General features: G+C 68.5%; 19 protein-coding genes. 6 read left to right on the top strand and 13 right to left on the bottom strand.

Annotated elements, in window-relative coordinates:
- Nucleotides 1-50 precede the first annotated feature (50 nt).
- The gene (locus KME78_RS05245) at nucleotides 51-1,256 is read left to right on the top strand and encodes an MFS transporter (RefSeq protein ID WP_219527592.1); all 1,206 of its coding nucleotides are present in this window, start codon (nucleotides 51-53) and stop codon (nucleotides 1,254-1,256) included.
- Here KME78_RS05245 and KME78_RS05240 read toward each other — a convergent pair.
- The 6 genes from KME78_RS05240 to KME78_RS05215 form a co-directional block, all read right to left on the bottom strand.
- Nucleotides 1,177-1,911, bottom strand: a complete 735-nt coding sequence (locus KME78_RS05240; RefSeq protein ID WP_219527591.1) for an ABC transporter ATP-binding protein — start codon at nucleotides 1,909-1,911, stop codon at nucleotides 1,177-1,179. The two genes, KME78_RS05245 and KME78_RS05240, sit on opposite strands and share 80 nt — an antisense overlap.
- Nucleotides 1,901-2,809, bottom strand: a complete 909-nt coding sequence (locus tag KME78_RS05235) for an ABC transporter ATP-binding protein (protein WP_219527590.1) — start codon at nucleotides 2,807-2,809, stop codon at nucleotides 1,901-1,903. Before KME78_RS05235 ends, KME78_RS05240 begins: the two co-directional genes overlap by 11 nt.
- The gene (locus tag KME78_RS05230) at nucleotides 2,806-5,400 is read right to left on the bottom strand and encodes an FtsX-like permease family protein (RefSeq protein WP_219527589.1); all 2,595 of its coding nucleotides are present in this window, start codon (nucleotides 5,398-5,400) and stop codon (nucleotides 2,806-2,808) included. The genes KME78_RS05235 and KME78_RS05230 overlap by 4 nt, the downstream gene beginning before the upstream one ends.
- Entirely contained in the window at nucleotides 5,397-8,471 is a 3,075-nt protein-coding gene (locus tag KME78_RS05225) for an FtsX-like permease family protein (protein ID WP_219527588.1), read from the bottom strand. The genes KME78_RS05230 and KME78_RS05225 overlap by 4 nt, the downstream gene beginning before the upstream one ends.
- A 167-nt stretch (nucleotides 8,472-8,638) precedes the next feature.
- Entirely contained in the window at nucleotides 8,639-8,908 is a 270-nt protein-coding gene (gene rpsT, locus KME78_RS05220; protein WP_219527587.1) for a 30S ribosomal protein S20, read from the bottom strand.
- Between the two features lie 149 nt (nucleotides 8,909-9,057).
- Nucleotides 9,058-10,047, bottom strand: coding sequence for a glycoside hydrolase family 18 protein (locus tag KME78_RS05215; RefSeq protein ID WP_219527586.1), 990 nt, complete (start codon nucleotides 10,045-10,047; stop codon nucleotides 9,058-9,060).
- 55 nt (nucleotides 10,048-10,102) lie between these two features.
- On the opposite strand from KME78_RS05215, the gene lepA reads away from it, so the two are divergent.
- Nucleotides 10,103-11,932, top strand: a complete 1,830-nt coding sequence (gene lepA, locus KME78_RS05210) for a translation elongation factor 4 (RefSeq protein ID WP_308126812.1) — start codon at nucleotides 10,103-10,105, stop codon at nucleotides 11,930-11,932.
- A 241-nt stretch (nucleotides 11,933-12,173) separates the two neighbouring features.
- On the opposite strand, the gene KME78_RS05205 is transcribed toward lepA, so the two are convergent.
- Both KME78_RS05205 and KME78_RS05200 read right to left on the bottom strand, forming a co-directional pair.
- Complete coding sequence (locus KME78_RS05205) at nucleotides 12,174-13,289, bottom strand: methyltransferase domain-containing protein (protein ID WP_308126811.1); 1,116 nt, start codon at nucleotides 13,287-13,289, stop codon at nucleotides 12,174-12,176.
- Nucleotides 13,290-13,639: 350 nt separating this feature from the next.
- Entirely contained in the window at nucleotides 13,640-14,185 is a 546-nt protein-coding gene (locus KME78_RS05200) for an ATP-binding protein (RefSeq protein WP_281428602.1), read from the bottom strand.
- Between the two features lie 262 nt (nucleotides 14,186-14,447).
- Here KME78_RS05200 and KME78_RS05195 point away from each other — a divergent pair, with 262 nt between their 5' ends.
- Nucleotides 14,448-15,452 (top strand): helix-turn-helix domain-containing protein, encoded by a 1,005-nt coding sequence (locus tag KME78_RS05195; protein WP_219527583.1) that lies wholly within the window; start codon nucleotides 14,448-14,450, stop codon nucleotides 15,450-15,452.
- A 25-nt stretch (nucleotides 15,453-15,477) separates the two neighbouring features.
- Complete coding sequence (locus KME78_RS05190; RefSeq protein ID WP_219527582.1) at nucleotides 15,478-15,672, top strand: DUF397 domain-containing protein; 195 nt, start codon at nucleotides 15,478-15,480, stop codon at nucleotides 15,670-15,672.
- 97 nt (nucleotides 15,673-15,769) lie between these two features.
- Here KME78_RS05190 and KME78_RS05185 read toward each other — a convergent pair whose 3' ends face one another.
- Entirely contained in the window at nucleotides 15,770-16,186 is a 417-nt protein-coding gene (locus tag KME78_RS05185) for an acyl-CoA thioesterase (protein WP_219527581.1), read from the bottom strand.
- Entirely contained in the window at nucleotides 16,183-16,476 is a 294-nt protein-coding gene (locus KME78_RS05180) for a hypothetical protein (RefSeq protein ID WP_219527580.1), read from the bottom strand. Before KME78_RS05180 ends, KME78_RS05185 begins: the two co-directional genes overlap by 4 nt.
- 312 nt (nucleotides 16,477-16,788) lie before the next feature.
- Here KME78_RS05180 and KME78_RS05175 point away from each other — a divergent pair, with 312 nt between their 5' ends.
- Both KME78_RS05175 and KME78_RS05170 read left to right on the top strand, forming a co-directional pair.
- Complete coding sequence (locus tag KME78_RS05175) at nucleotides 16,789-17,142, top strand: cupin domain-containing protein (protein ID WP_219527579.1); 354 nt, start codon at nucleotides 16,789-16,791, stop codon at nucleotides 17,140-17,142.
- Nucleotides 17,143-17,417: 275 nt separating this feature from the next.
- Nucleotides 17,418-19,466, top strand: a complete 2,049-nt coding sequence (locus KME78_RS05170; RefSeq protein WP_219527578.1) for a WD40 repeat domain-containing protein — start codon at nucleotides 17,418-17,420, stop codon at nucleotides 19,464-19,466.
- A 219-nt stretch (nucleotides 19,467-19,685) separates the two neighbouring features.
- Here the strand turns inward: KME78_RS05170 and KME78_RS05165 are convergent, their stop codons facing one another.
- The 3 genes from KME78_RS05165 to KME78_RS05155 form a co-directional block, all read right to left on the bottom strand.
- Nucleotides 19,686-20,114: a hypothetical protein gene (locus KME78_RS05165; protein ID WP_219527577.1), complete on the bottom strand. Its 429-nt coding sequence runs from the start codon at nucleotides 20,112-20,114 to the stop codon at nucleotides 19,686-19,688.
- Between the two features lie 273 nt (nucleotides 20,115-20,387).
- A complete protein-coding gene (locus tag KME78_RS05160) occupies nucleotides 20,388-21,344 on the bottom strand; it encodes a CU044_5270 family protein (protein WP_219527576.1) in 957 nt (318 codons plus the stop codon).
- Nucleotides 21,341-21,889, bottom strand: coding sequence for an RNA polymerase sigma factor (locus KME78_RS05155; RefSeq protein ID WP_219527575.1), 549 nt, complete (start codon nucleotides 21,887-21,889; stop codon nucleotides 21,341-21,343). Before KME78_RS05155 ends, KME78_RS05160 begins: the two co-directional genes overlap by 4 nt.
- Nucleotides 21,890-22,210 lie beyond the last annotated feature (321 nt).

Genomic DNA, 22,210 nt, shown 5'->3' with positions numbered 1-22,210 from the left:
GCCAATCATACGTTGACGAAACATTAGCCAGCGAATTAATCTCACCCTCCATGAGACTGCTGATCGGCCGAGCCATCTCCGCTCTGGCCACCGCCTTGATCCCCACCACCCTCACGCTCGCCGTCCTTCGCTCCACCGGCTCGGCCGAGGCCCTCGGCACCGTACTGGCCTGCGAGATGATCCCCCTTCTCCTGCTTCTCCCGGTCGGCGGGGTGCTGGCCGACCGGTTCCGGCCCGAGCGGGTGGCCTTGGTGGCCGATCTGGTGCGCGGGCTCTCCCAGGCCGCCATCGGGATCGAGCTGCTGATGGGCGCCGGCCGCGTGCTCGACCTGGCCGTGCTGTCCGCCGTGGCCGGGGTGGCGATCGCGTTCGGCATGCCGGCCGTCCCGAGGCTGGTCGTGGCGGTGGTGCCGGGGCCGGAGCGGTTGCGCATGAACGCGCGCCTCGGTGTGGCCACGAGCGCGTCCAGCGTGCTCGCGCCCGCCTTGTCGGGCGGTGTGGTGCTGGTGGCGGGTCCGGGGTGGGCGGCGCTGCTCACCGCCGCGCTGTTCGCCTGCTCGGCACTCACCCTGGGCGGAGTCCGTACGGCCGAGCAGCCCGCGAGACCCCGGACCACGTTCGCGAAGGACCTGGCCGAGGGGTGGCGCGAGGTCAGGACGCGGCCATGGTTCCTGAAGTCGGTGCTCGGTCACGGCGTATGGCACTTCATGGCCGGATTGTTCCTCACGCTCGGCCCGCTGACCGCGGTCAAGCAGCTCGGTGGCGAGGCCAGCTGGGTGCTGATCGTGCAGTGCGGCACGGTCGGCCTGGTGGCCGGGGTGTTCCTGGTGCCGAGGCTGCCCATCCGCAGGCCGCTGGTCGCCGTCCAGGTGGCCGCCGCGCTGTACCTGCTGCCGCTGGTGGCGCTGGCGCTGGCGGCGAACGCGGTGGTGATCGCGGCGGCGTACTTCGTGGCGATGTTCGGGCTCGGGCTGCTCAGCCCGCTGTGGGAGACGGTCGTCGCCGAGGAGATCCCCGAGGGCGCGATAGGGCGGGTGCGGGCCTTCGATCAGCTCATCTCGTTCGCGTCGCGGCCGTTCGGGCTGGCCGTCGCGGCGCCGCTCGCGGGGCTCGTGGGCATGACCGGGCTGCTGCTGACGGGAGCGGTCGCCGTGGCCGGGGCGAACCTGGCCGCGATCACCCGCCTCCCGGCTTCGACGCGGCCTCCGGAAGAGCCCCGTCCAGCGGCGGAGTCTCCCGGAGAACTCCGTCGCTGATCTCCAGCACCCGGTCGGCCAGCGTGATGAGACTCGGGTCGTGGGTGGCGACGAGCGCGGTGACGCCCTCACTGCGTACCAGGGCGCGCAGCAGCTCCATGATCTGCCGTCCTGTCTGCGAGTCGAGCTGCCCGGTGGGCTCGTCGGCGACCAGCAGCCGGGGCCGGTTGGCCAGCGACCTGGCGATCGCCACGCGCTGCCGTTGCCCGCCCGACAGCTCGTACGGCCGCTGGTTGGCGTGCTGTTCCAGCCCCACGAGGGACAGCAGCATGCGCACCCGCGCGTCCCGCTCCGCGACCGGTGTGCGGGCCAGCCGCATCGGCACGCCGACGTTCTCGGCCGCCGACAGCACCGGGATCAGCCCGAACGACTGGAACACGAACCCGACCACGTCGCGCCGCAGCGTCAGCAGGTCGTCCTCGGACATCGAGGTGACCTCGGCCCCGGCCACGACGACCCGGCCGGCGTCGGGCCGGTCGAGCCCGCCGATCTGGTTCAGCAGGGTCGTCTTGCCGGACCCCGACCGGCCGCGGACGGCGATCAGCTCGCCGGGGTAGGCCGAGAACGACACCTCCCGCAGCGCCACGACCTCCTTCGGCCCGCTCCGATAGACCCGGCGCACCCCTTCGACGACGACCAAGGGCTCACTGCTCATCGGAGGGCTCCTCCCGGGCCGGCCACACGCCGATGTGGTCGGATTCGAGTTCGAGGCGCACCCGGCGTTCCATGTCCAGGGCGTTCATGAAGTCGCGGGGCAGTTGCAGCCGCCCCACACGGTCGAGCACGGCGTACTCCTCGGCGACGCCCTCGCGGCGGAGCGTCTCGCTGCTGGTACGCCCGTCGCGGATGCCGATCGTCCGGTCCACGCGCTCGGACACCAGCGGGTCGTGAGTCACGATCACCACGGTCACGCCCAGCTCGCCGTTGGCCTTGCGCAGCGCCCCGAACACCTCCTCCGACGTCTCGCTGTCCAGTTCGCCGGTGGGTTCGTCGGCCAGGACGAGTTGCGGGGAGTTGGCCAGGGCGACGGCGATGGCCACCCGCTGCTGCTCGCCGCCGGACATCTCAGGCACCTTCCGGCCGGCGCACGAGCCGACACCCATCAGGTCCAGCAGGTCGGCCGCGCGGCCCCGCCGAGCCTTGCCCGCCAGCTTCATCGGCAGCTCGACGTTCTCTCGCGCGGTCAGATACGGGAGCAGGTTGCGCGCGGTCTGCTGCCAGACGAACCCGACGATGTCGCGCCGGTACCGCAGCCGGTCCTTCGCGGTCATCGACAGCAGGTCCGTGCCCGCCACCCGGGCCACGCCCGCCGTCGGCACGTCCAGGCCGGACAGGACGTTCAGCAGCGTCGACTTGCCCGACCCGGAGGCCCCGACGATCGCGACCAGTTCGCCCTGCTGGATGAGCAGGTCGAGGCCCTGCAGGGCGACCACCTCGACGCCCTCGGTCTTGTAGATGCGGACCAGGTTGTCGCACACGATGTGCGCGTCGCCGCCGAAGGCGGCCTTCTTCTCGGCGGCCCTGGCCTCCAGTTCGGACAACGTAGGACTCATGCGAGGTCACCCACTCGGAGTACGGCGCCGAGGTTGCGGCGGCGGCTGATGGCGGTGTGCGCGTAGGCGCCGAGCACGGCGACGGCGGCCAGCCCGGCCGCCAGGACGGCCGGCATGACCGGATCGGCGGAGTAGCCGCCGACGGTCAGGTCGCCGGTGTAGGCGGACATGTCGATGGCGGGCCCGAGCGCCGCGGGCAGGCCGAGGCCGAGCGCGAGCCCGGCGAGCGAGGTGATGAGGATCAGCGGCAGGATCTCCAGCACGGTCAGGCCCCGCGCCTGCCGGTCGGACAGCCCCAGCGTGCGCAGGAACGACAGCGCCCTGGCCCGGTCGGCCGCGCCGATCACCAGCGTCACGGCCACGGCGATGAGCGCGTAGACCGCCAGCGCGACGGTGGAGATGAGCAGGACGTCCTGGACGGTACCGGTCAGCGGGTCGTCCTTGATCGCGTCCAGGGCCCGCTCCTGCGAGGTCAGCTGAGCGGCGGGCTGGCCGGTGGCCGCCAGCAGGGCCGCCGGATCGGCGTCGCCCTTGATCAGCAGGGTGTTGACGCCGGGCCGCTTGTTGGTCTCGAACGGCAGCACGATGAACTTGCCGCGCGTGTAGAAGCCGGGCAGTGCGGCGATCTCGCCGGCCGTGGTGACCTTCATCCGTTCGTACCAGCCGATGTCGAACGTGCCGCGCCCGCGCAGCTCGTGGGAGACCAGTACCGGGATCCCGGAGCCTCCGGAGGCGACGGCGGGCACGCTGATCGGCGCGCCGTCCAGCAGCCGCCGCCACTGGGCCAGGTCGACGGCGATGATCTGGGCCCGATCGCCGCTGTAGCCGAGCTGCGCGCTGGCGGTCTGCGCGGGGACGAGCAGCCGCACGCCGGGCACCTTGCGTACGCGCTCGATGGCCTCGGGGGGCAGCTCCACGGGTGAGGTCAGCTTGATCGGCGCGCCGACGCTCTGCCAGGACGCCAGGCGCTGCGTGGTCGACAGCCCGCCGGAGACCACCGTCCCGAACACCGACACGGCCAGCGCGGGCAGCAGGATCAGCACCGGCAGCGCGCTGGCCGATCGCGCCCGGGCCGCCCTGGTCAGGCCCAGGAAGGGCACGGCGAGCCGGCCGCGGGCGGCCAGTCGTACGAGAAGCTTGAGGGGGAGGGGATAGCAGCGGATGGTGATCAGCGCGGCGGCGACCGTCAGCGCGACCGGTACGAGGAGCAGGAACGGGTCCAGCCCGCCGGTCGTCAGGCCACGGGTGCGCAGCAGGTACGCGCCGGCCAGCGCGAGGCCGACGACCAGCACCTCCAGCGTGATCCGCCTGGCCGACGGGCGGGCGGCGGCCACGTCGTCGCGCCGTTCGTGCAGCGGCGTCCGGTGTGTCACGGCCAGCCGCGCGGCCGCGTAACCGACCGCGGTGAGCGGCACGAGGGCGGGTCCGGCATGGGCGAGCCACGGCACCGGCCCCGGCACCAGGAAGGCCAGCGCCCACCCGGCCAGCGCCGCGGGCGCCACCGCGATCGCGACGAGCGCCGCACCGGCCCCCGCCACCTGCCGCAGCGACCCGCCGCGCGCCCGCGCCAGCGCCAGCGGGTGATCGATCCGCTCGGTCAGCAGTTGTACGGCCAGCACGAGCACCCCGAGCGCCACGGCCAGCAGCCCGCCGAGCACCAGGAACATCACGGTCTGCGCGGCGCCCAGCGCGGTCCCGAACCCAGCCAGCACCCCCGGCAGATCCGTCGCCAGCTCGTACGGGCTCCCGTTGCCCGCCATCTGCACCGGGATCAACCGCCCGTAGTCCTCGACGGCGGCGCGCAGCTCGGGCACGTCGAGAGAGGCGGGCGCGGCGGGATCGACCGGCAGGGTCCAGCTGTAGACCAGGTGGCGGGTGGCGCCGCTCAGGACGGCCAGGCCGCTCGCCGGGATCAGCGCCGTCGTGCGCCGTTCCAGCTCCTGCTTGCCGGGTGGCTGGACCTGCGTGACATGCAGGACGTCGGCGTCGTGGCTCCAGTAGCGGGCGCCGGGGTCCTTCGCCCGGAACACACCGACGATCTTGACGGCCATCTGGTCGCTCTCGCCGAGGATCCGCACGTCGCCGACCTGCAGCGGCATCGTGGTGCGGGCCTCGTCGACGATGCCCACCTCGAACAGCGGGATCTCCGACCCGTTCCAGCGAAGGACGCCCGGTTTGCCCGGCGCCCGGCCGTCGATCCACTCGACCCGCCGGTCGCCGTCGGACAGCCAGCCGAGGTTGATGTAGGTGAGCCCGTTCGACTGGTAGACCGGCGTGTCGTACGTCTTCGCACTCATCTGGCCGGTGGCCGAGACCAGCGGCCGCAGCCGTGACGGGAGCAGCGAGCGGATCCGGGCGTCCTTGGCGGCGAACTCGCCGGGGTCGTGCAGGTCCGCCCCGCGCGACTCGGTCTGTACGGTCAGGTCGACCTGCGACGCGGACGCCTTCCAGAGGGCCCCGTGGAGCGCGTCGTCGTACGAGGCCTGCAGCACCCGCGGCAGCCCCGCCATGAGCAGGCAGGCGCTCAACGTCAGCAGGGACAGCACGGCGACCACGCCGAGCCGCACCCGGGCGAGCACCAGGATCCTCACAAGTCCTCCCCACCCTGCCCGCGCAGGTTGCGGGCCAGCACCGCGACGATGCCGAGCAGCAGCGCGGCCACCAGCGCCAACATGGCCGCGGTCGCCGCCCATGGGATGTCGAGCAGTACGTCGGGCGTGACCGCCGCGGCCTGCCCGGTGAGCACGATGTGCGGCACGACCAGGACGCCCACGACGAACGCCAGCGCCGTGCCCGCCACCAGCGACAGCCCGATGACGAACGCCTGCTCGATCGCCAGCATCCCGAACACCTGCCGGGAGCTCACCCCGAGCGCCCGCAGGATGGTGAACTCGGCCATCCGCTCCCGCGCCGCGACGGTGGCGTTCACCAGGAAGCCCAGCACCGCGAACGCCAGCGCGGCCGCGAAGCCCAGGATCAGCGCCCCCTGCAGCCCGCTGGCCAGCGGGTCGTCGCGCAGCCGCTCGGCGAGTTCGCGCTGGTCGAAGGCGGTGACGTTCCACTCCGGCCGCTTCTTCAACGCCGTGAGCGCGGGCTCGGTGTCGCCGCCCTTGGCGGCGAGCCACCATTCGGTGGCCGGTCTGGGTATCTGTCCCGCCGCCAGGCCGTGCGCCTGGAGGGTGCCCCAGTCGGCCAGTACGGCCGGCTGGTCCGCGGCGGTCGTCGGCATGCGATCGACCAGGCCCGCGACCTTGACCTCGACGACCCGCCGATCCAGGCTGACCCGGCTCACCTGGCCGGGCGAGAGCTTGAGCGAGGCGGCCAGGTCGGTGGTGAGCACCACCGGCAGCGGGCCGGTCGGCTCGTCGAAGGCGACGGCGGCCGGCTGCGGTCCGGTCACCTTCAGCGAAATCGCACTGCCGGGACTCAGCCCGGTCACCGTGACCTGCGCGGCGCCTCTCTCGGGCGGATTGGCGACCAGGCCGCGGACGGACAGCGGGTAGGCGATCTTCCCGGTCCGCCCGGCCAACGCCCCGAGGTCCAGGACGATCTCGTTGTCGCCCCGATGGAGCAGGCCCAGGGACAGTTCGCGCCAGACGCCGAGCGCGTCCGAGACCATGATCCGCAGCGGTACCTCGGCGTCGGTGCGGGCCCGTACCGTGAGCGTGGTGGGTCTGCCCGGCAGCTCCAGCGGGCCACCTCGCTGTCGGCCCGAGCGCAGCTCCCGCGCCATCTCCCCGACCGACCGCGCCGACAGGTCGGGCCGCAACTGGAGGAGCCGGTCGAGCTTGCCGGCGTCGAGGCCGAGCAGGACCGCGCCCTCGCCGCTGAGGTCCACCTGGCCGCGGAAGGCGGGGGAGAGCGTCGTGACGCCCGGCAGCGCCGCGAACGCGGGGCCGCGCCCGAACGTGCCCAGCTCGGGACCGTCCGGTGGCCCGGAGATCCGCAGATCGGCCCCGGTCTGGTGGCGGGCCTGGTCCTCCTGGGAACCGCGCCAGGTGGCGGCCGTGGCCATGGACACGATGCCGATCGCGATGGCCATGGTCAGCAGCAGCGCGGGACCCGCGTACCTGAGCGGCCGCCTGCTGACCTGCCAGACGCCGAGCGCCGGAGCCAGCGTGGGCCGCCGGGCGGTGAGCCGCTCGGCCAGCTTCGAGACGCGGGGCACCAGACGCAGGCCCAGCATGCCACCGGTGAGCAACGCCAGCGCCGGGCCCGAGACGATGAGCGGATCGATGCCGAGGTCGCCGGCCGCCGTCGCGGTGACGGGCGCGCCATAGCGCCGCAGCTGCCAGATGGCCAGCGCCGCGACCAGCAGCAGCGCCAGGTCCGCCCCGGCCCGCTCGATCAGCCCGCGCCCGCCGCTCCGGCCGCGCGTCGACTGCTCCTCCACATAGGTACGCCGGGCGCCCGCGAGGGCCGGCAGCATGAGGAGTACGGCCGAGGCCAGGGCCACACCGATCGAGACCGCGAACGTGCCGAGGTCGGCCGACGGCGCCAGCCGTACACCGGAGGCCTTGATCCACGGCAGCGCGTTGACCAGGGCCAGCAGCGGCGGACCGAGGAACGGCGCGACGATCGCGCACGGGACGGCCACCAGCAGCGCCTCGCCGCCCGCCAGCGCGGCCAGCCGCAGCGTGCCCGCGCCGCGCGAGCGCAGCAGCGCCACCTCCATGCGGCGGTGGTCGGCGAGCAGGCGGGCGGTGAGCATGAGCGCGTACGCGGCCAGCAGGAGCAGCTGGAGCACCGGGATGAGCATGGTGGAGCGGGCCACCAGGGCGGCGGTGCCGAGCTGAGTGAGGATCTCCGGCAGGCGGCTGGCGGCAGTGCAGCTCGGGCAGCCGTTCGCCCGCAGCCGGTCGCGTAGCTCGCTCACCCGGCCGGCGAACGGCCGTAGCTGCTCCGGCGACAGCGTGCGCAGGTCGGGGACTGCGGTCCAGGTGGCGTTGACGTTCGTGGCGAAGCGGCTCAGGAACGTCTGGCGGGGGACCATCAGCGGGCCGTAGGTGGTGTACTCGCCCGTCTCGACGCCTCGGGTGAGCAGTTGCTCGCCGGTCCAGCGGTCGCCGAACGGGTCGTTGAGCTGGAAGACGCCGGTGATGCGGACTTTGACCGGCTTGTGGTCGAGGCGGCCCTCGGTGGTGATCTCCTGACCGGACTTGAGGCCGCTCGCCGAGGCCGCCGACAGCGAGATCGCGGCCTCGACGACGTCGCTTCCGGCGGCGTCGGTCTTGGCGGCGTCGGTTTTGGCGGTCGGCCAGGCGCCGGAGATCAGCTTGGCGTGGGTGTCGAGGCCGTCATAGCTGCCGAACCTGAGGAGTTCGGGGGTTTTGCGGCTCTCCTGGCCCGGCAGGACGTACGAGTCGGAGCGGAAGGCGGTCGTGATGGCGGCGGGCGCGCCCGCGTAGGCCCGGGCGAGCTCGGCGCGGATCGCCCGGTCGAGCGCCGGGAACGTCTTGGTGTTGACGGGTGTGGCGATGGTCGCGGCCACCTGGCCCAGCGACGCGGTCTCCATCGTGCGGCGCACGCCCACCTCGGCGATGGTCGAGGCGTACATCGTCAGCGCTACCAGCGTCGTGGTGGCCAGCAGGATCGACCCGAACGCGGCCAGTAACAGCAGCGGCTCGCTGAACGCCCGTTTGACGACCAACGGCCCCCGCATATGCCCCCCTTGCCCCGTTTAGTGAACCCTTGGGCATTCAAGAGGGGGGAGGCAAGGTGATCTTCGGAACGGTGACGGACCTGAAACGCCGGTGTGATATCGAAATCGTGACACAAAAAACGCCGCACCCCTTGACGGCGGTGCGGCGCTGTGGTGCCTCTGGCGACCTACTTGGCAGCCAGGCTGGCGGCCTGCTTGGCGATCGCCGACTTGCGGTTGGCGGCCTGGTTCTTGTGGATGACACCCTTGCTGACGGCCTTGTCGAGCTGACGGGCGGCGGCCCGCTGCAGCTCGGCGGCCTGCTGGGCGTCGCCCTGCTCGGCGGCCTCGCGGAACTTGCGCACAGCCGTCTTCAGCGAAGACTTGACAGCCTTGTTGCGCAGGCGAGCCTTCTCGTTCTGCTTGTTGCGCTTGATCTGGGACTTGATGTTCGCCACGAAGAAGCCTCGGTGAAAGTCTGGTGATGGATGGGGCGCGCGGGCTCGAGAGAGGGCGCGCCACACGCAGTTGAACAGGTTACCAATAACCCAGGCGGCAGCTCAAATCAACACCCTGGGTCATCGGAGTCTCCGCTCAGTGTACGTCCTCAGGAGAACCACTCGGTGGTGTATTCGCGCCAATCCTCCTCGGTTGCCGCGAAATCGACGTACAGGGCCAGGCCGAACAGCTCCCGTCTGCCGTGGTCCGTCAAGGCCAGCTTGGCGCCCTGGGCGGCCATGGCGACGCTCTCGGCGGAGTCGCCCCAGCCGATGCCGTGGTCGTGGTAGGCGGGGGCGCCCATCAGGACCAGCTTCGTCTCGGGGACCAGATCGAGGGCGAGGGTGGCCTGCCGTGCGACATATCCCCCGTAGAGGGACTGCGCGGGGGTGAAGGAGTCGTACGTCATGATGGCGATCTGGTCGACGCGGTCGGCGGCCTGCTTGAAGAAGCCGCTCGACCAGTACTTGTCGTGGCCGATGAGGGCCCGGGCGGGCAGGCGCATCAGGGGGTAGGGCTCGATCTGGGGCGTCGAGATGGACAGGAGCCTGGTGTACTGGCGGGTTTTCTCGAGGAGGTCGAGGAAGTCGCGGTCGCCGTCGCCGATCGGCTCGAAGTCGTAGTGGATGCCGTCGAAGCCGGTCCGCATGATGGCGGCGGCTCCGGCCAGGACGTTCTCGCGGGACTTGGCGTCGTCGAGGTCGAGGAGGCCGTCGACCTTCTGGCCGAGCCAGGCGGAGACGCGGAGGCCGGGGAGGTACTGCCGAACCCATTGGACGAAATTTCGGGCGCTGGGGTATTTTGCGGGATCTAGGCGGCCGTCCTTCTCGAATGGTCCCGAATGGACGTACAGGTCCTTGATGCCCGTGGCGCGCAGGCGTACCGCGAGTCGCTCCACGTCCGCCTCCGTACGGCGGCCGTCGACCCACGCGTGGCCGAGCCAGAGGGCGTCGTTACCTGTGCTCTTCGCCCAGGCCGCCGGGGCACCGGTAAACTGAAGACGGAGCGCGCCGGCCAGGAGGCCGATCAGCGCGACGATGACAGCCAGGGCCAGCGCGACAAGGCGCAGACCACGGCGAATGGCGGTTCGGGCAATCACCCGGGCATGTCACCATGAAAGACGCTTGACCTCAACCCTGTCGAAACGGACTTCGGTGCGCACTCAGCCTGGCCAGACCGACCCCGCGTTGATCCGCAACTTCTGCATCATCGCGCATATCGACCACGGCAAGTCGACCCTTGCCGATCGGATGCTGCAGATCACCGGCGTGGTCGACGACCGGTCCATGCGCGCCCAATACCTCGACCGGATGGACATCGAGCGAGAGCGCGGCATCACGATCAAGTCGCAGGCCGTACGACTGCCGTGGGACGGCCACGTGCTCAACATGATCGACACGCCCGGCCACGTCGACTTCACCTACGAGGTCTCCCGGTCGCTGCAGGCGTGCGAGGGCGCGATCCTGCTGGTCGACGCCGCCCAGGGCATCGAGGCGCAGACGCTGGCCAACCTCTACCTGGCCATGAACAACGACCTGCACATCATCCCGGTGCTCAACAAGATCGACCTGCCCGCCGCGCAGCCGGAGAAGTTCGCCGAGGAGCTCGCGGGCCTGATCGGCTGCGACCCGTCCGACGTGCTCAGGGTCTCGGGCAAGACCGGCGCGGGTGTGCAGGAGCTGCTCGACCACGTGGTGCAGACCGTCCCCGCCCCGGTGGGCGCCGCCGACGAGCCCGCCCGTGCGCTGATCTTCGACTCGGTCTACGACACCTACCGGGGCGTCGTCACCTATGTCCGGGTCTTCGACGGTCACCTGGGCAAGCGCGAGCGCATCCTGATGATGTCGACCCAGGCCGCCCACGAGACGCTGGAGATCGGCGTCATCTCGCCCGAGCCCAAGGTGTCGGAGCTGGGGCTGGGCGTCGGCGAGGTGGGCTACCTGATCACCGGCGTCAAGGACGTGCGCCAGTCGCGTGTCGGTGACACCGTCACCTCGGTCGCCAAGGGCGCCACCGAGATGCTGGCGGGCTACGACCACCCCAAGCCGATGGTGTTCTCCGGCCTCTATCCGATCGACGGCGACCAATACCCCGAGCTGCGCGAAGCCCTCGACAAGCTGCAGCTCAACGACGCCGCGCTGATCTACGAGCCGGAGACCTCGGCCGCGCTCGGCTTCGGCTTCCGCGTCGGCTTCCTCGGCCTGCTGCACATGGAGATCGTCCGCGAACGGCTGGAGCGCGAGTTCGGCCTGTCGCTGATCTCCACGGCGCCCAACGTCGTCTACCGCGTGGTCATGGAGGACGGCAGCGAGCTGACCGTCACCAACCCGTCGGAGTTCCCCACCGGCGGCAAGATCGCGCAGGTCTTCGAGCCGGTGACCAAGTCGACCATCCTGGCCCCGGCCGAGTTCATCGGCGTGATCATGGAGATCTGCCAGGGGCGGCGCGGTCAGCTCCGCGGCATGGACTACCTGTCGGAAGACCGGGTCGAGATCCGTTACACACTGCCGCTCGGCGAGATCATCTTCGACTTCTTCGACCAGCTCAAGTCGCGCACCCGCGGCTACGCCTCGCTCGACTACGAGCCCGACGGGGAGCTGGAGTCGGAGCTGGTCAAGGTCGACATCCTGCTCCAGGGCGAGCCGGTCGACGCCTTCAGCGCCATCGTCCACAAGGACAAGGCGTATGCGTACGGCGTGGACATGGCCAAGAAGCTGCGTGAGCTCATTCCCAGGCAGCAGTTCGAGGTGCCGATCCAGGCGGCCATCGGGGCCCGCGTCATTGCTCGCGAGAACATCCGGGCGATCCGTAAGGATGTTCTGGCCAAGTGCTATGGCGGTGACATCACGCGTAAGCGCAAGCTGCTGGAGAAGCAGAAGGAAGGCAAGAAGCGGATGAAGATGGTGGGGCGGGTCGAGGTGCCCCAGGAGGCGTTCGTGGCGGCGCTGTCGACGGATTCGAGCGCCGACAAGGCCAAGAAGTAGCCGGCTGCTCGCCGCAAAGGACCTCCGCTACGCTCCGGACGATCTTTTCAGCCCACCCCTTACCCGATTCGGTGGTTGGCCGTTTGATGCCCGCCCGCCCACAACGGCCCTCCGCTTCGCTCCGGACGTCCTCCCAGGCGGGCTGACGCCCGCCCCCTGAAGGGCCTCGCTGCGCTCGGACGCCTTCCAAGAACGCTTCGCCGGGTTGGCTGATTGGAGCAGCCTGACCTTGGCGGCAACATCATCGAGCAGGTAGCGCGACAGGATTATCCGGAGAGTCCAGCCACACATATTGGCCAACGGGTGTGACGCACATCCCGAATCTGCTCAGCTCGGGTCTTTCCCATTCCGTCCACTGCGAAAAAGCCCTCTCTACCTCGTCCCACAGGTTGCGGGGGCCGACTTGCGCCACCTCACTACCCGATACGTAAGCCTTGGAATCGCCGGTCCACAACCAAGTTTGGAAGTCATTCTCCCTGTCCACATTTACAGTGATGTCGGGGTACATTCCAGCAATGGCCACATCGGCTCCGTACCCAGCACGAAATACCGTCGCAGGATCGATCTCTGTGGGCCTGAATCGGAAATCGTCCTCAAAAAGCGGTGGGGAAGCAGCACGTTGGCTTTTCAGCAGCATGTATCCGGCGTACTGCGTGAAATTCCCGGACGCCGTGCCATGCGGGCCAACAGACAACCGTAGCTGATACCCAGGCTCATAACGGGGCATCCACGGCAGCACAATCACCCCGCCAGATCGCGTCTGCCGCACCCACTCATAGGGGACCTCGAACACGCCACAAGTGACATGCACACGGTCGTAGGGAGCGCCGCGGGCCCATCCTCGTCCACCATCGCCTCGAACCAGGTGCGGCCGGTGGCCGACCTCGCTGAGATTGCCAACTGCTGTCGAGAACACGTCCTCATCGATCTCTATGCTTGTCACACACTCCTCACCGACCCGATGTGACAGCAGACCAGCCGTCCACCCCGGCCCCGTTCCTATCTCCAGCACCTGATCGTTCGAGCCGGCTCCGAGAAGTTCAAGGAAGTCCAGCACGACCCCCGGAGCTGACAGGGACGAGGTATAGCGCCCCGGCCCTTTGCTGATCTCCGTAGCCCCGTCATCGAACTGCGTGATGATCGCATGATCGGCGTAGGCCGCTTTCAGCCATGCGTCCGGATTGCTCTCCCGATCGATCAGGTAGCCGGGGGCGTCGTCCGGTTCGGCCCAGGCCACCGCTGGCACGAAAAGGTGACGGGGCACGGCGAGCAATGCTGCCCGCCATGCCTCATCCGTCAACTCGCCGTTGGATGCCAAGGCATTGGCCATCGCAACGTTGAGTTCTTCGGGATCCACTAGTGCCTTCCGCCACCCTTGCCGTTCTTCTCCGCCTCTGTCGGTTCCTTCACCTTAAATGGTACGTCCTTCTTTTGCCCGCCTGCATGTTTCGGCGTGGGCTTGTCGTCCTTATCATCCTTATCGTTACCCATAATGCTCCTTTCGCCATGCGGGCTGATGTCCGCTCTTGGGTTCGACGTTAGCTTCAAAGCCTAGGCCTCGATGCTTCTATTCGGTGAGAAGATTGATCCCTTGGCCGCCGCTGTCCATTTTGGAGAAAGCGGGATAATGGTTTTCTTTTGGCTAAATCATTTTTCTTGTCCCCTTTAGATGTGACGGCGAATGATGTGCGGCGGCAACGCGGGCGCTCAACCCCTACCAAGAGGAGCATCAACCGGAGGGTGATCATCGAGACGCAGGGCATGATGGGCGGCTGAGGCTTCGGTTCTGCGCGACTCCGCCGGCTCGGGTCCGGCCTGATGTGTGAAATCGTCGCCTTCTTTCGCTTGCTCCTCCAGCGAAGGCACGTTCATGAGCGCCCAGACCGCCAAGCGCTTCCCTCCGAACTGACGCCACCCCCATTTCGCGGCCAGGTCATCGACGATCCCCAGCCCTCGCCCATCCTCGCCGTGCGCATTCGGATAGCGAGGAGAGGGGCAACTTGCCGACCCGTCGTCGATCACTTCGATCTGGACCAAGCCAACATCGACGCGTTTGACCCGGACCCGTACCCAGCCACCCGGCATCGCCGAGTCGCTGTGCTTGGCCGCGTTCGTCACCAGTTCGCTGAGTACCAGCAGCGCATCACTGATGTCCCCACCAACCCCGGCCAGCATCGTCTTGACGAACATCCGCGCCATCGGGACCGACGCTGCCAAGCCTGGCAACCAGAAACCGCCCAGGTCCCGCTGCATCAAATCAGCCGCATCGCTTGGTACACCCGCTCCGCAGCGTTCTCGTGGTTGGCATCCACTCGACACCAGGGCCACGGACCCCACCTGTAGATCCAGCGCCCCCGCCGAAAATCGGCGCGGACCATCAAGGACGGCAGCGCGACCCTGGCTCGCCGGAGGTCCAACCTCGGGTCTGCGCCAAGGCACATCAGCCCTTGGTCCAGACGCGTAAGGTAAGCGAGGCGTTGCAGATCGGAGTCACTAAAAGGCATGACGAACCTCCGTGAATGCACCGTTGATTGCCGCGCTGTACCTGCGTTTCGAGGGCGGTCAGCGCTTGAGGTCCTACGCTTTGGAAGGTACCTCAGAAGCATTGCTCCTGGCAGTTTTCCAATGGAAAATTACCAGAGAAAGTATCGTGGGAGATGTAAGCGTGTCACTGGAGACGAGTCCAACAGTGCGTCGACGCCGGCTTGCTTCTGAGCTGCGACGACTCAGGACCGAACGTGGTCTGTCCATGCAAATAGTGGCAGAACAGATGGAAATGGCCGCCGCATCGATCAGTCGTATCGAAACGGGACGTAGGGGCATTAAGCCTCGCGATCTCCGGGCGCTCCTTGATATCTACGAGATTGTCGGAGCGGAGCGGGAATCGCTGCTAGATCTCGCCCGAGAGGCGCAGCAGAAGGGATGGTGGCAAAAGTACGCAAATGTCCTGCCTGGCGAGTACTCCACCCTCATCGGCCTTGAGGCGGAAGCACGGCTGGTTCGCCACTACAGTCAGAGCCTGGTCCCCGGGTTGCTCCAAACGGGAGCTTATGCTCATGCGGTCACTATCGCCGCTCGCCCTGGTGACCCTCCAGACGAGATCGATCGGCTCGTCTCGATCAGACTGAAGCGCCAGGAGCGTCTGAACGACGGCACGTTCGAGCTAGCAGCCATTCTCAGCGAGGCTGTGATTCGTCAGAGTATCGGCACGTCAGCTCTGATGTCTGATCAGCTCAGGCAACTCGTTGAAGTCGGCGAACGCCCCAATGTCATGTTGCAGATTCTGCCGTTTCGAGCAGGAGAGCACGGAGCGTTGACCGGATCGTTCAGCATCGTAGGCTTCCCTGTCCCAAGTGACATGGATGTCGTGTACCTGGAAAACATGATCAGTGCCGTGTACTTGGAGGAGGCCCCCGAGGTTCGAGCCTACGAGAGCGTGTTCGACTACCTGCGAGCTGCCGCCCTGAGCCCCAACGATTCCAGGACTATGCTGATAGGGGCATTGGAAGATCTTACGTGAAACCCCTGTCAGAAGGGAGTGGACGATGCTTGATCCGGATAAGTGGGTCAAAAGTTCATACAGTGGCGGTAATGGCGACTGCGTCGAGTTGGCAACGCACGGCTCGTTGATTGCAGTACGCGACTCCAAAAATCCTGACGGTCCAAGGCTGTACTTCACTCGTTCGGAGTGGGATGCCTTCCGTCGAGGGCTCATCGACGGCGAATTTGATTCACTCTGAGTGAAGAGGCCTCTCCTGCCTGAATCCACTCAAGTGGGCCCACATCACTGGAACCCCTCTTTTTTGACGGCCGAGCACATCCGGTGTGTCGGTGGTTTCAGAGACCAAGAACGTCCGGTGCGTCGGCCAGGGAGCGCCAGCGGGCCGCCGGGTCATCCACCAGTCGGCGGGCTCCCAGATCGAGCAGGCCGCCCACACTGGTCATCTCGGCCGCCAGCCGCCCGTCGGCGTGCCTGAACTCCTGCGCGATCTTGAACGTTTTCCCCTCGCCCCACACGAACGCGCATGTCACCTCCACCTCGTCCCCGCCGCGCAACTCGCCGAGGTAGCGGATGGTGTTCTCCAGAGTGACCGGGCCGACGCCCGAGCTCCGCATGGCGTCGACCGAGATGCCCGCCGCGCGCAGGCACTCCCAGCGGGCATGGTCGCCGTACTGGTGGTAGACGGCGCTGTTGACGTGGCCCTGCGTGTCGAGCTCATAGCCGCGTATGGCGATGCGTACGGAAAAGGTCATGCCCGTTCCTCCAGCCAGGTGTGCGATTTCGCGGTGAGGTAGCGCAGGCCGTCGTCGCCGATCTCGATCCAGTCGCCCCTGGCCCACCCGCCGGTCGTCTGCGGGGCGAACCCGTGGCGCTGGAACAGCACCGACGCCTCCTTCTGCGTCAGCCCCCGCCGCCCCCACTCCTCGATGACCCGGGCCGTCCGCTCGTCCTCTCCGGCCTCCTCCTCACCCAGGGCGGCGGCGAGCTCCTCGAACCCACGGGCGATCAGCCGGAGTGCGGCCTGCGTACGTGCGACGTCCATCTCTCATCGCCTACCAATCGATTCCAATTGCTAACCGATCCTACCCTGTCGGCTTCGCCGCAAAAGGACGTTCGCTTCGCTCCGGACGTCCTCCCCAAAACGCTTCGCCGGGCCGACTGATTGGGAGCGAACTGACCTTGGCGGCAACATCATCGAGACCAGCATCGATTCCTACTCCTCACGCCTGGCGTAGCACCCGCACCACCAGAGTGATGCCAATCAGCATGATCTTCGGATGATTGGTCCGCCAAGAGGACCAATATTCTCAGATTGGCTCTGTCGTCGGGCCACTCTGACGGCAAGGATTGGGGCATGACCACACAACATGAAGCTACGCGTCACCTTGCTGCGGTCTCGGTGGCCGAGGCCATCACTGCGCTCCCAGGACCCTTTCAGCAGCACACTCTGGCGGCGGTGAATGACACCACCGTTGTTCGCCTGGCTCGAGTGGAAGGCGAGTTCGTGTGGCATCACCACGATGAGGACGAGCTTTTCTTGTGCTGGGACGGCAGCCTCGAGATCCAGTTGGAGGGGCAAGACCCGGTGGTGCTGAAGGCGGGCGAACTGTTCGTCATTCCCAGAGGAATGCGGCACCGTCCCGTTGCCGACAAGACCGCCCATGTCCTGCTCATCGAGCACCCGGACACCAAGCAGTACGGGAGCTGACGCAACAGACCCCAAGACCTGGTCTGATCCAGCTCACTCCCCAAGGCCCTTCCGGATCTCAGGACGTCTTCTAACGCCCAGCCCGGAGCCGATGAAGACCCAAACCCCGCCGGGCATGATGCACATCCGTCTTAGGTGTCACAGCGTCCCCGGGTGACCTTGCAAGTTTTCCGTTGAGCGGAGGGCGCTGGCGTACGGCGTCTGGCCCGGCCGCTCACGGCCGTTGTCCGGATTTCGAGTCGCCGGACGTACCGGAAATGTGCTACCTCTCGGGGATGCCCGACGAAGGTGATCTTTACATCGGAGCGTCGGAGGATCATGGCGACGCCGTCACCGCGGTCGCGGTCTCCCCAGACGGGCGGATCGGGGCGACCGGGGCGCGCTCCGGCGAGGTCCGGCTGTGGGATCTGCGCCACGGCCTGCTGACCGCCTATATGGGAGGGCTGCAAGGCGGACCGGTGGAGAGCGCCGCGTTCATCGGCGACGCCAAGCAGCCCAAGTTGCTGACCACAGGCTCATTTGCCTCGCTATGGACGGTGGCCGCGGAGGCCCTGGAATGGCGGCAGCTCCCTTGGGACGGCGGGCGGCTCCTCACGTCCTCGGACCGGGAGGCGGTGCTCAGGCAGTGTGGAGACCTTCGCTGGCTGGGCGCCTTCGGCACCCTCTACGGCCGCATCAAGTCGGACTCCCCGATGGCCTTGGGGCGCACCGCCTCCGGCCTGATCGTCGTGAGCAGTGACGCGGGCCGGATCACGGCATGGCGACGGCCTTCCGGGGAGGCCTACGGCGACGCCGGGCTCGTGTGGGCCTTCGGTGAACGCGATGCGGCGGATCAGCGGCTGACGCGCTGTTGCGACCGGTGGCGGCTCGTAGTGTCCGCGCGGCGCGGCCGGGTGGTCGTTCTCGACGCGGAGACCGGGGCGGTCGTGACCGCGTTCGTCCCGCCCGCCCGTCCGACGGCGATCGCGGCGCATCCGGACCGGCCGCTGGTGGTGCTCGGCGGGCGGGACGGTTCGCTGTCGTGGTGGGATGCCCGCTCGGGGCACTGCCTCGGGCGCGTTCAGGCGCATGGCGGCCGCGTCCGGGCGCTGGCCCTCGCCCACGGCACCGACCTGGTGATGTCGGTTTCCCAGGACGGTACGGCCGCGCTCTGGCGGCTGCACGGCCGTGGGCCCGTCGGCCGCTTCGCGCCCCCCACGCCCTCCGGCCCGCGAGAGCTGACCCATGTGGCGGGTACGCCGGACGGGCGGTGCTGGCTGATCGGCGGGCGTGGCGGCCAGGTCCACGTTCTCCACTGGTCCGGCCATGCCGGGCTCGTGCCGCAACGCGTCGGCCGCCCCTCCTGGGTGATGGACGGCGGTGACGTGGAGACCCTGCTCGACGACGTTCGCCACCACTGGGACGACGGCCCGGCGAGCGTGGCCGCAGTCCGTGAGCTGGCCTCGGGTGACCTCGACGAAGCCTGGCACGGGACGGCGGCAGATGCGCTGGCGGACCTGATCGTGAACAGTGCGGACCCGGCGGCCCGGGAGGCCGCGGTGATCGCGCTGGCGGAGATCGACGAGGGAGCGGCCACCACCGCCCTCTACCGGATGTTCGATCGTCACGACAGTCACGGTGCCGCCGGGAGGTTGCTGGCGTACTTCACCGGCGAGGACGAGTCCACGACGGAGGAGCTCATCGCGAGCCTGCCCGGGATCGGCAACTTCCTCGGCAACCTGACCTCGGCCACCTTGGGCGAGCGAGGCGCTGCCGCGGTCCCGGCGGTGCACGCGGCGCTCCGCGCGTTTCCCTTCCCGGCCCGGGACGACGCCGACCACTGGTTCCGTGACGAGTCGACCAAGTACCGGCTCATGTACGCCCTCAGGCAGGCCGGTGTGGCCGCGGCGCCCGCGATGCCGACCCTGCTGGCCGTGCTGGAGGACGACGAGATCTACCGGGACACCCGGCACCAGGCGAAGGTGACCCTGCAGGCGATCGGCCTCCCGGAGACAGCCGACACGATCGCCGCCGAGGTCCGGCGGCGGGCCGACCTTGTCGTACGCGATGAGGACGATGAGGACGACGAGACAGAAGGCTTCAGCCTCCTGCTCGATACGCTGCTGGGCATGCCGCCCGCGGCTCTGGCGGCCTCCCGCGAGGTCGGACCGGCGCTGGAGGCGGTGCGGCGCCGCTTCGGCGACGGCATCAGGACATATGAGGAAGACGGCGAGACTCGCGAGTACACCGTCTTTGAGATACGGCTCGCCGACTGCATCGACGAGAAGATCGCCGCTGGAACAGCACCGACGCCTCCTTCCGCGTCAGCCCCCATTCCTCGATGACCTGGGCCATCCGCTCGTCCTGACCCGCCTCGGCCGTGACGCGCACCCGCGCCTACGCCGAACGCCGCACCAGCGAGGCCAAATCCAAAAAAGAGATCCTCCGGTGCCTCAAGCGCTACGTTGCCCGCGAAGTCTTCCCGATCATCATCGAAGCGCTCTCACCTGCGAATCTAACGCTTAAGGGGATCGCTGGTGAGTCTTCTCAGCCGTACGGGGGCGTCAAGGCTCGGGGCCTCCGGGTCTTGCCGGGTCATCTCGGGTATGGCCGGTGAAATGTTCACACCCGGCGGAGACTCGTGATCTCGGACGGCGTCGGCCAGAGCTCCGTAATAAGGCCAGCGCACCCCCGTACGCTACGCCGTACCAGGCGGGCAGCCACGCGCCTCCGATCACGGCGGCGGCGAGGCTGATCGCCGAGACCGTGGCGAGCAGCAGGACGGTGGCGGTTCGCTCCCGTGCCGCCAGAGCCGCCACGGCGGCTCCGCCCAGGACGCCCGAGGCGGCCAGGAGGTCCAGCACCAACCACGCGTCCAGCAGGCCGGCCCGCGTCAGCAGGTGGAGCAGCGGGAGTGGCAGCGACGGTGTCCAGATCCAGGTGAGCCCGCCGGCCAGGTTGACCGCCGACGGGAGCACCAGCAGCAGCGGCACCGCCCACCGGAGCAGACGGGCCGGACCGCCGTTCAGGGCCGTACTCCGGGCTTGTCGGTGATGCCGATGGCGAGGCGGACTAGGCGAGTGATGATCGTCCCCTTTTTGATCGTGGAGGTGATCGAGAAGGCGTCAGTCCCGGGGATGTGTAGTCGGCGATGACGACGTCGCGCCGCGTCCGGGTTCGGATCTGGGCCGGAGACGGTGCGCACCGCGCTGAGTGAGCGAGGAACTCCTGGGGTGACCGTGGCACGTCACACCCAGGGGCTCAAGTCAGGGGCGTTGGCCGGAGCGGTCGACGATTCCGGTCGTCAGGCGGACCGAGTAGCTCTCGACGGCGCCCGCCTTGTACGTCCCGCCTTCCGGGAACGTGTGGTCCTTGATGACCGTGGTGCGATGCCCCCGGTAGGCGTACGTGGTCCGGTCGAGGAGGATCTCCTGCTTCAGATAACCCTCAACCACGATGGAGATCGACACCACGGGGCGATCCGTGTCGTCCACGGCGGCCTCGTCCACCTCGATACCGGGGATCAGCGCAAGGGCACGATACGTGGCAGCCTCCAGGTCTGGGGGCAGCACCCCGTTGCTCAACATCAACCCGAAGAGCACGTTGTATGGCCTGACGTCGGGTTCCGCTATAGGTCCGCCGTTCTCGCGAGCCCAGGCGAGCAGCTTGTCCGGGTCGCGCGGAAGGGCCGCCACCGACGCGTAGTCGACGGGCGGCACTCCGCCCCCGGTGGGCGAGACCTCCACCTTTCCGTCCACCAAGGTGGCGAGGCGCTTGCCGTCCGCCCGGATCCACAGGCGGTCGAGCTCGGTCCTCAGCGGCGACTCCGCCGTCAGCACCTCGCCCTTGCCGGGCTTGCCCAGTCTCTTGTATTGCGTCTCGGTATAGACCCACTGCTCCGGGCGGGGGGCGGTAAAGGTCCGCTGCTGGGCGACGTTGGCCGCCTGGTTGAGTACGACCTGTGCGTTCGCCACCGGACCTGCGGGAGCGAGGTCCTGAGCCACCGTCGTTCCGGCCGCGAGCGCGAGCGCCAGACCGCCGATCGTGACGAGCCGCACGGTGGCACGGCGAGACAGGAATCCACGCCTGACCGACTCGGCGCGCGTGATGTGGTTGAAGGCGGTGCGACCGATGGCGTCCTTGCCGGCGCCGGCGAGGGCGCCGCGTGGGCTCGGGTTGGCCGGCGCGAGCAGTCGCCGGATCTCCTGGATGTCGTCGTTCATGACTGCGAGCTCCTCTGCAGGTTCGGGATGGGCCGGCTCTGGCCTTCGGCATCCAGTTCGGCGAGAACGTCCGACAGGCGGCGGCGGGCTCGGTGCAGACGGACCGAGAAGGTCTTCGCCGAGCAGCCCACGACGACTGCCGCGTCATTGACGTCGAGTTCCTCCCAGCCGATGAGCTGGAGGACCTCGCGGTCGCGGGGCGAAAGGCGCCGCAGGGCCGTACCGATGCGGCCGTCTTCCACCACCCCGGTCGCGACGTCGGCGACCGGCTCGTTCAGGCCACGGTCGTCGCGTATCCGCCACCACAGGCGGTCTCGCCGCCGATGCCCGCGCGCCGCGTTGGCAAGGACGTTCATGGCCACGTGGAGCAGCCATGGGAACGGCCGGTCCATGGGGATGTCGGCCCTGCGCCGCCAGGCGATCAGGAACGTCTCCGCTGCGAGGTCACGCGCCGTCTCGTGGTCGACTCGGCGGGCGGCATAGCCCAGAACATCGTCATAGTGCGCGTCCCATAACGCGGCGAATTCATCGTCCGCTTCCGGCACAGCTACCCCTTTCCTCCGACTTCTCGTTCATCCAGAGATGTCCAGGAGTGCCGGGATCTCTACACCCCCTGTGCGGTGCGGGTGAGGATCTCGCGGGCTTCGCGAGTTCGGCCGCGCGGCGGTCCAGGGTGGTCATGTACTCGCGCAGGGCGTCCAGGATGCCGGGGCACGCCGCGCCCGATTCTTCAACCGGTCCAGATCACTCTTGCCGCCCGACCCGACCTCCAGCAACGCCTCGATCCAGGCACGGTCCTGCGAGTCGCCGCCAGATCTGAAAGATCCGCCCGTTGACCTGACCGCGGATCGTCGAGTCCATGCCGT

The sequence above is a fragment of the Nonomuraea guangzhouensis genome (assembly GCF_019396345.1).
GTDB classification, from domain to species: domain Bacteria; phylum Actinomycetota; class Actinomycetes; order Streptosporangiales; family Streptosporangiaceae; genus Nonomuraea; species Nonomuraea guangzhouensis.
Note: the sequence above shows the minus strand (reverse complement) of the source record. Positions and strands in the feature narration are given on the sequence as shown.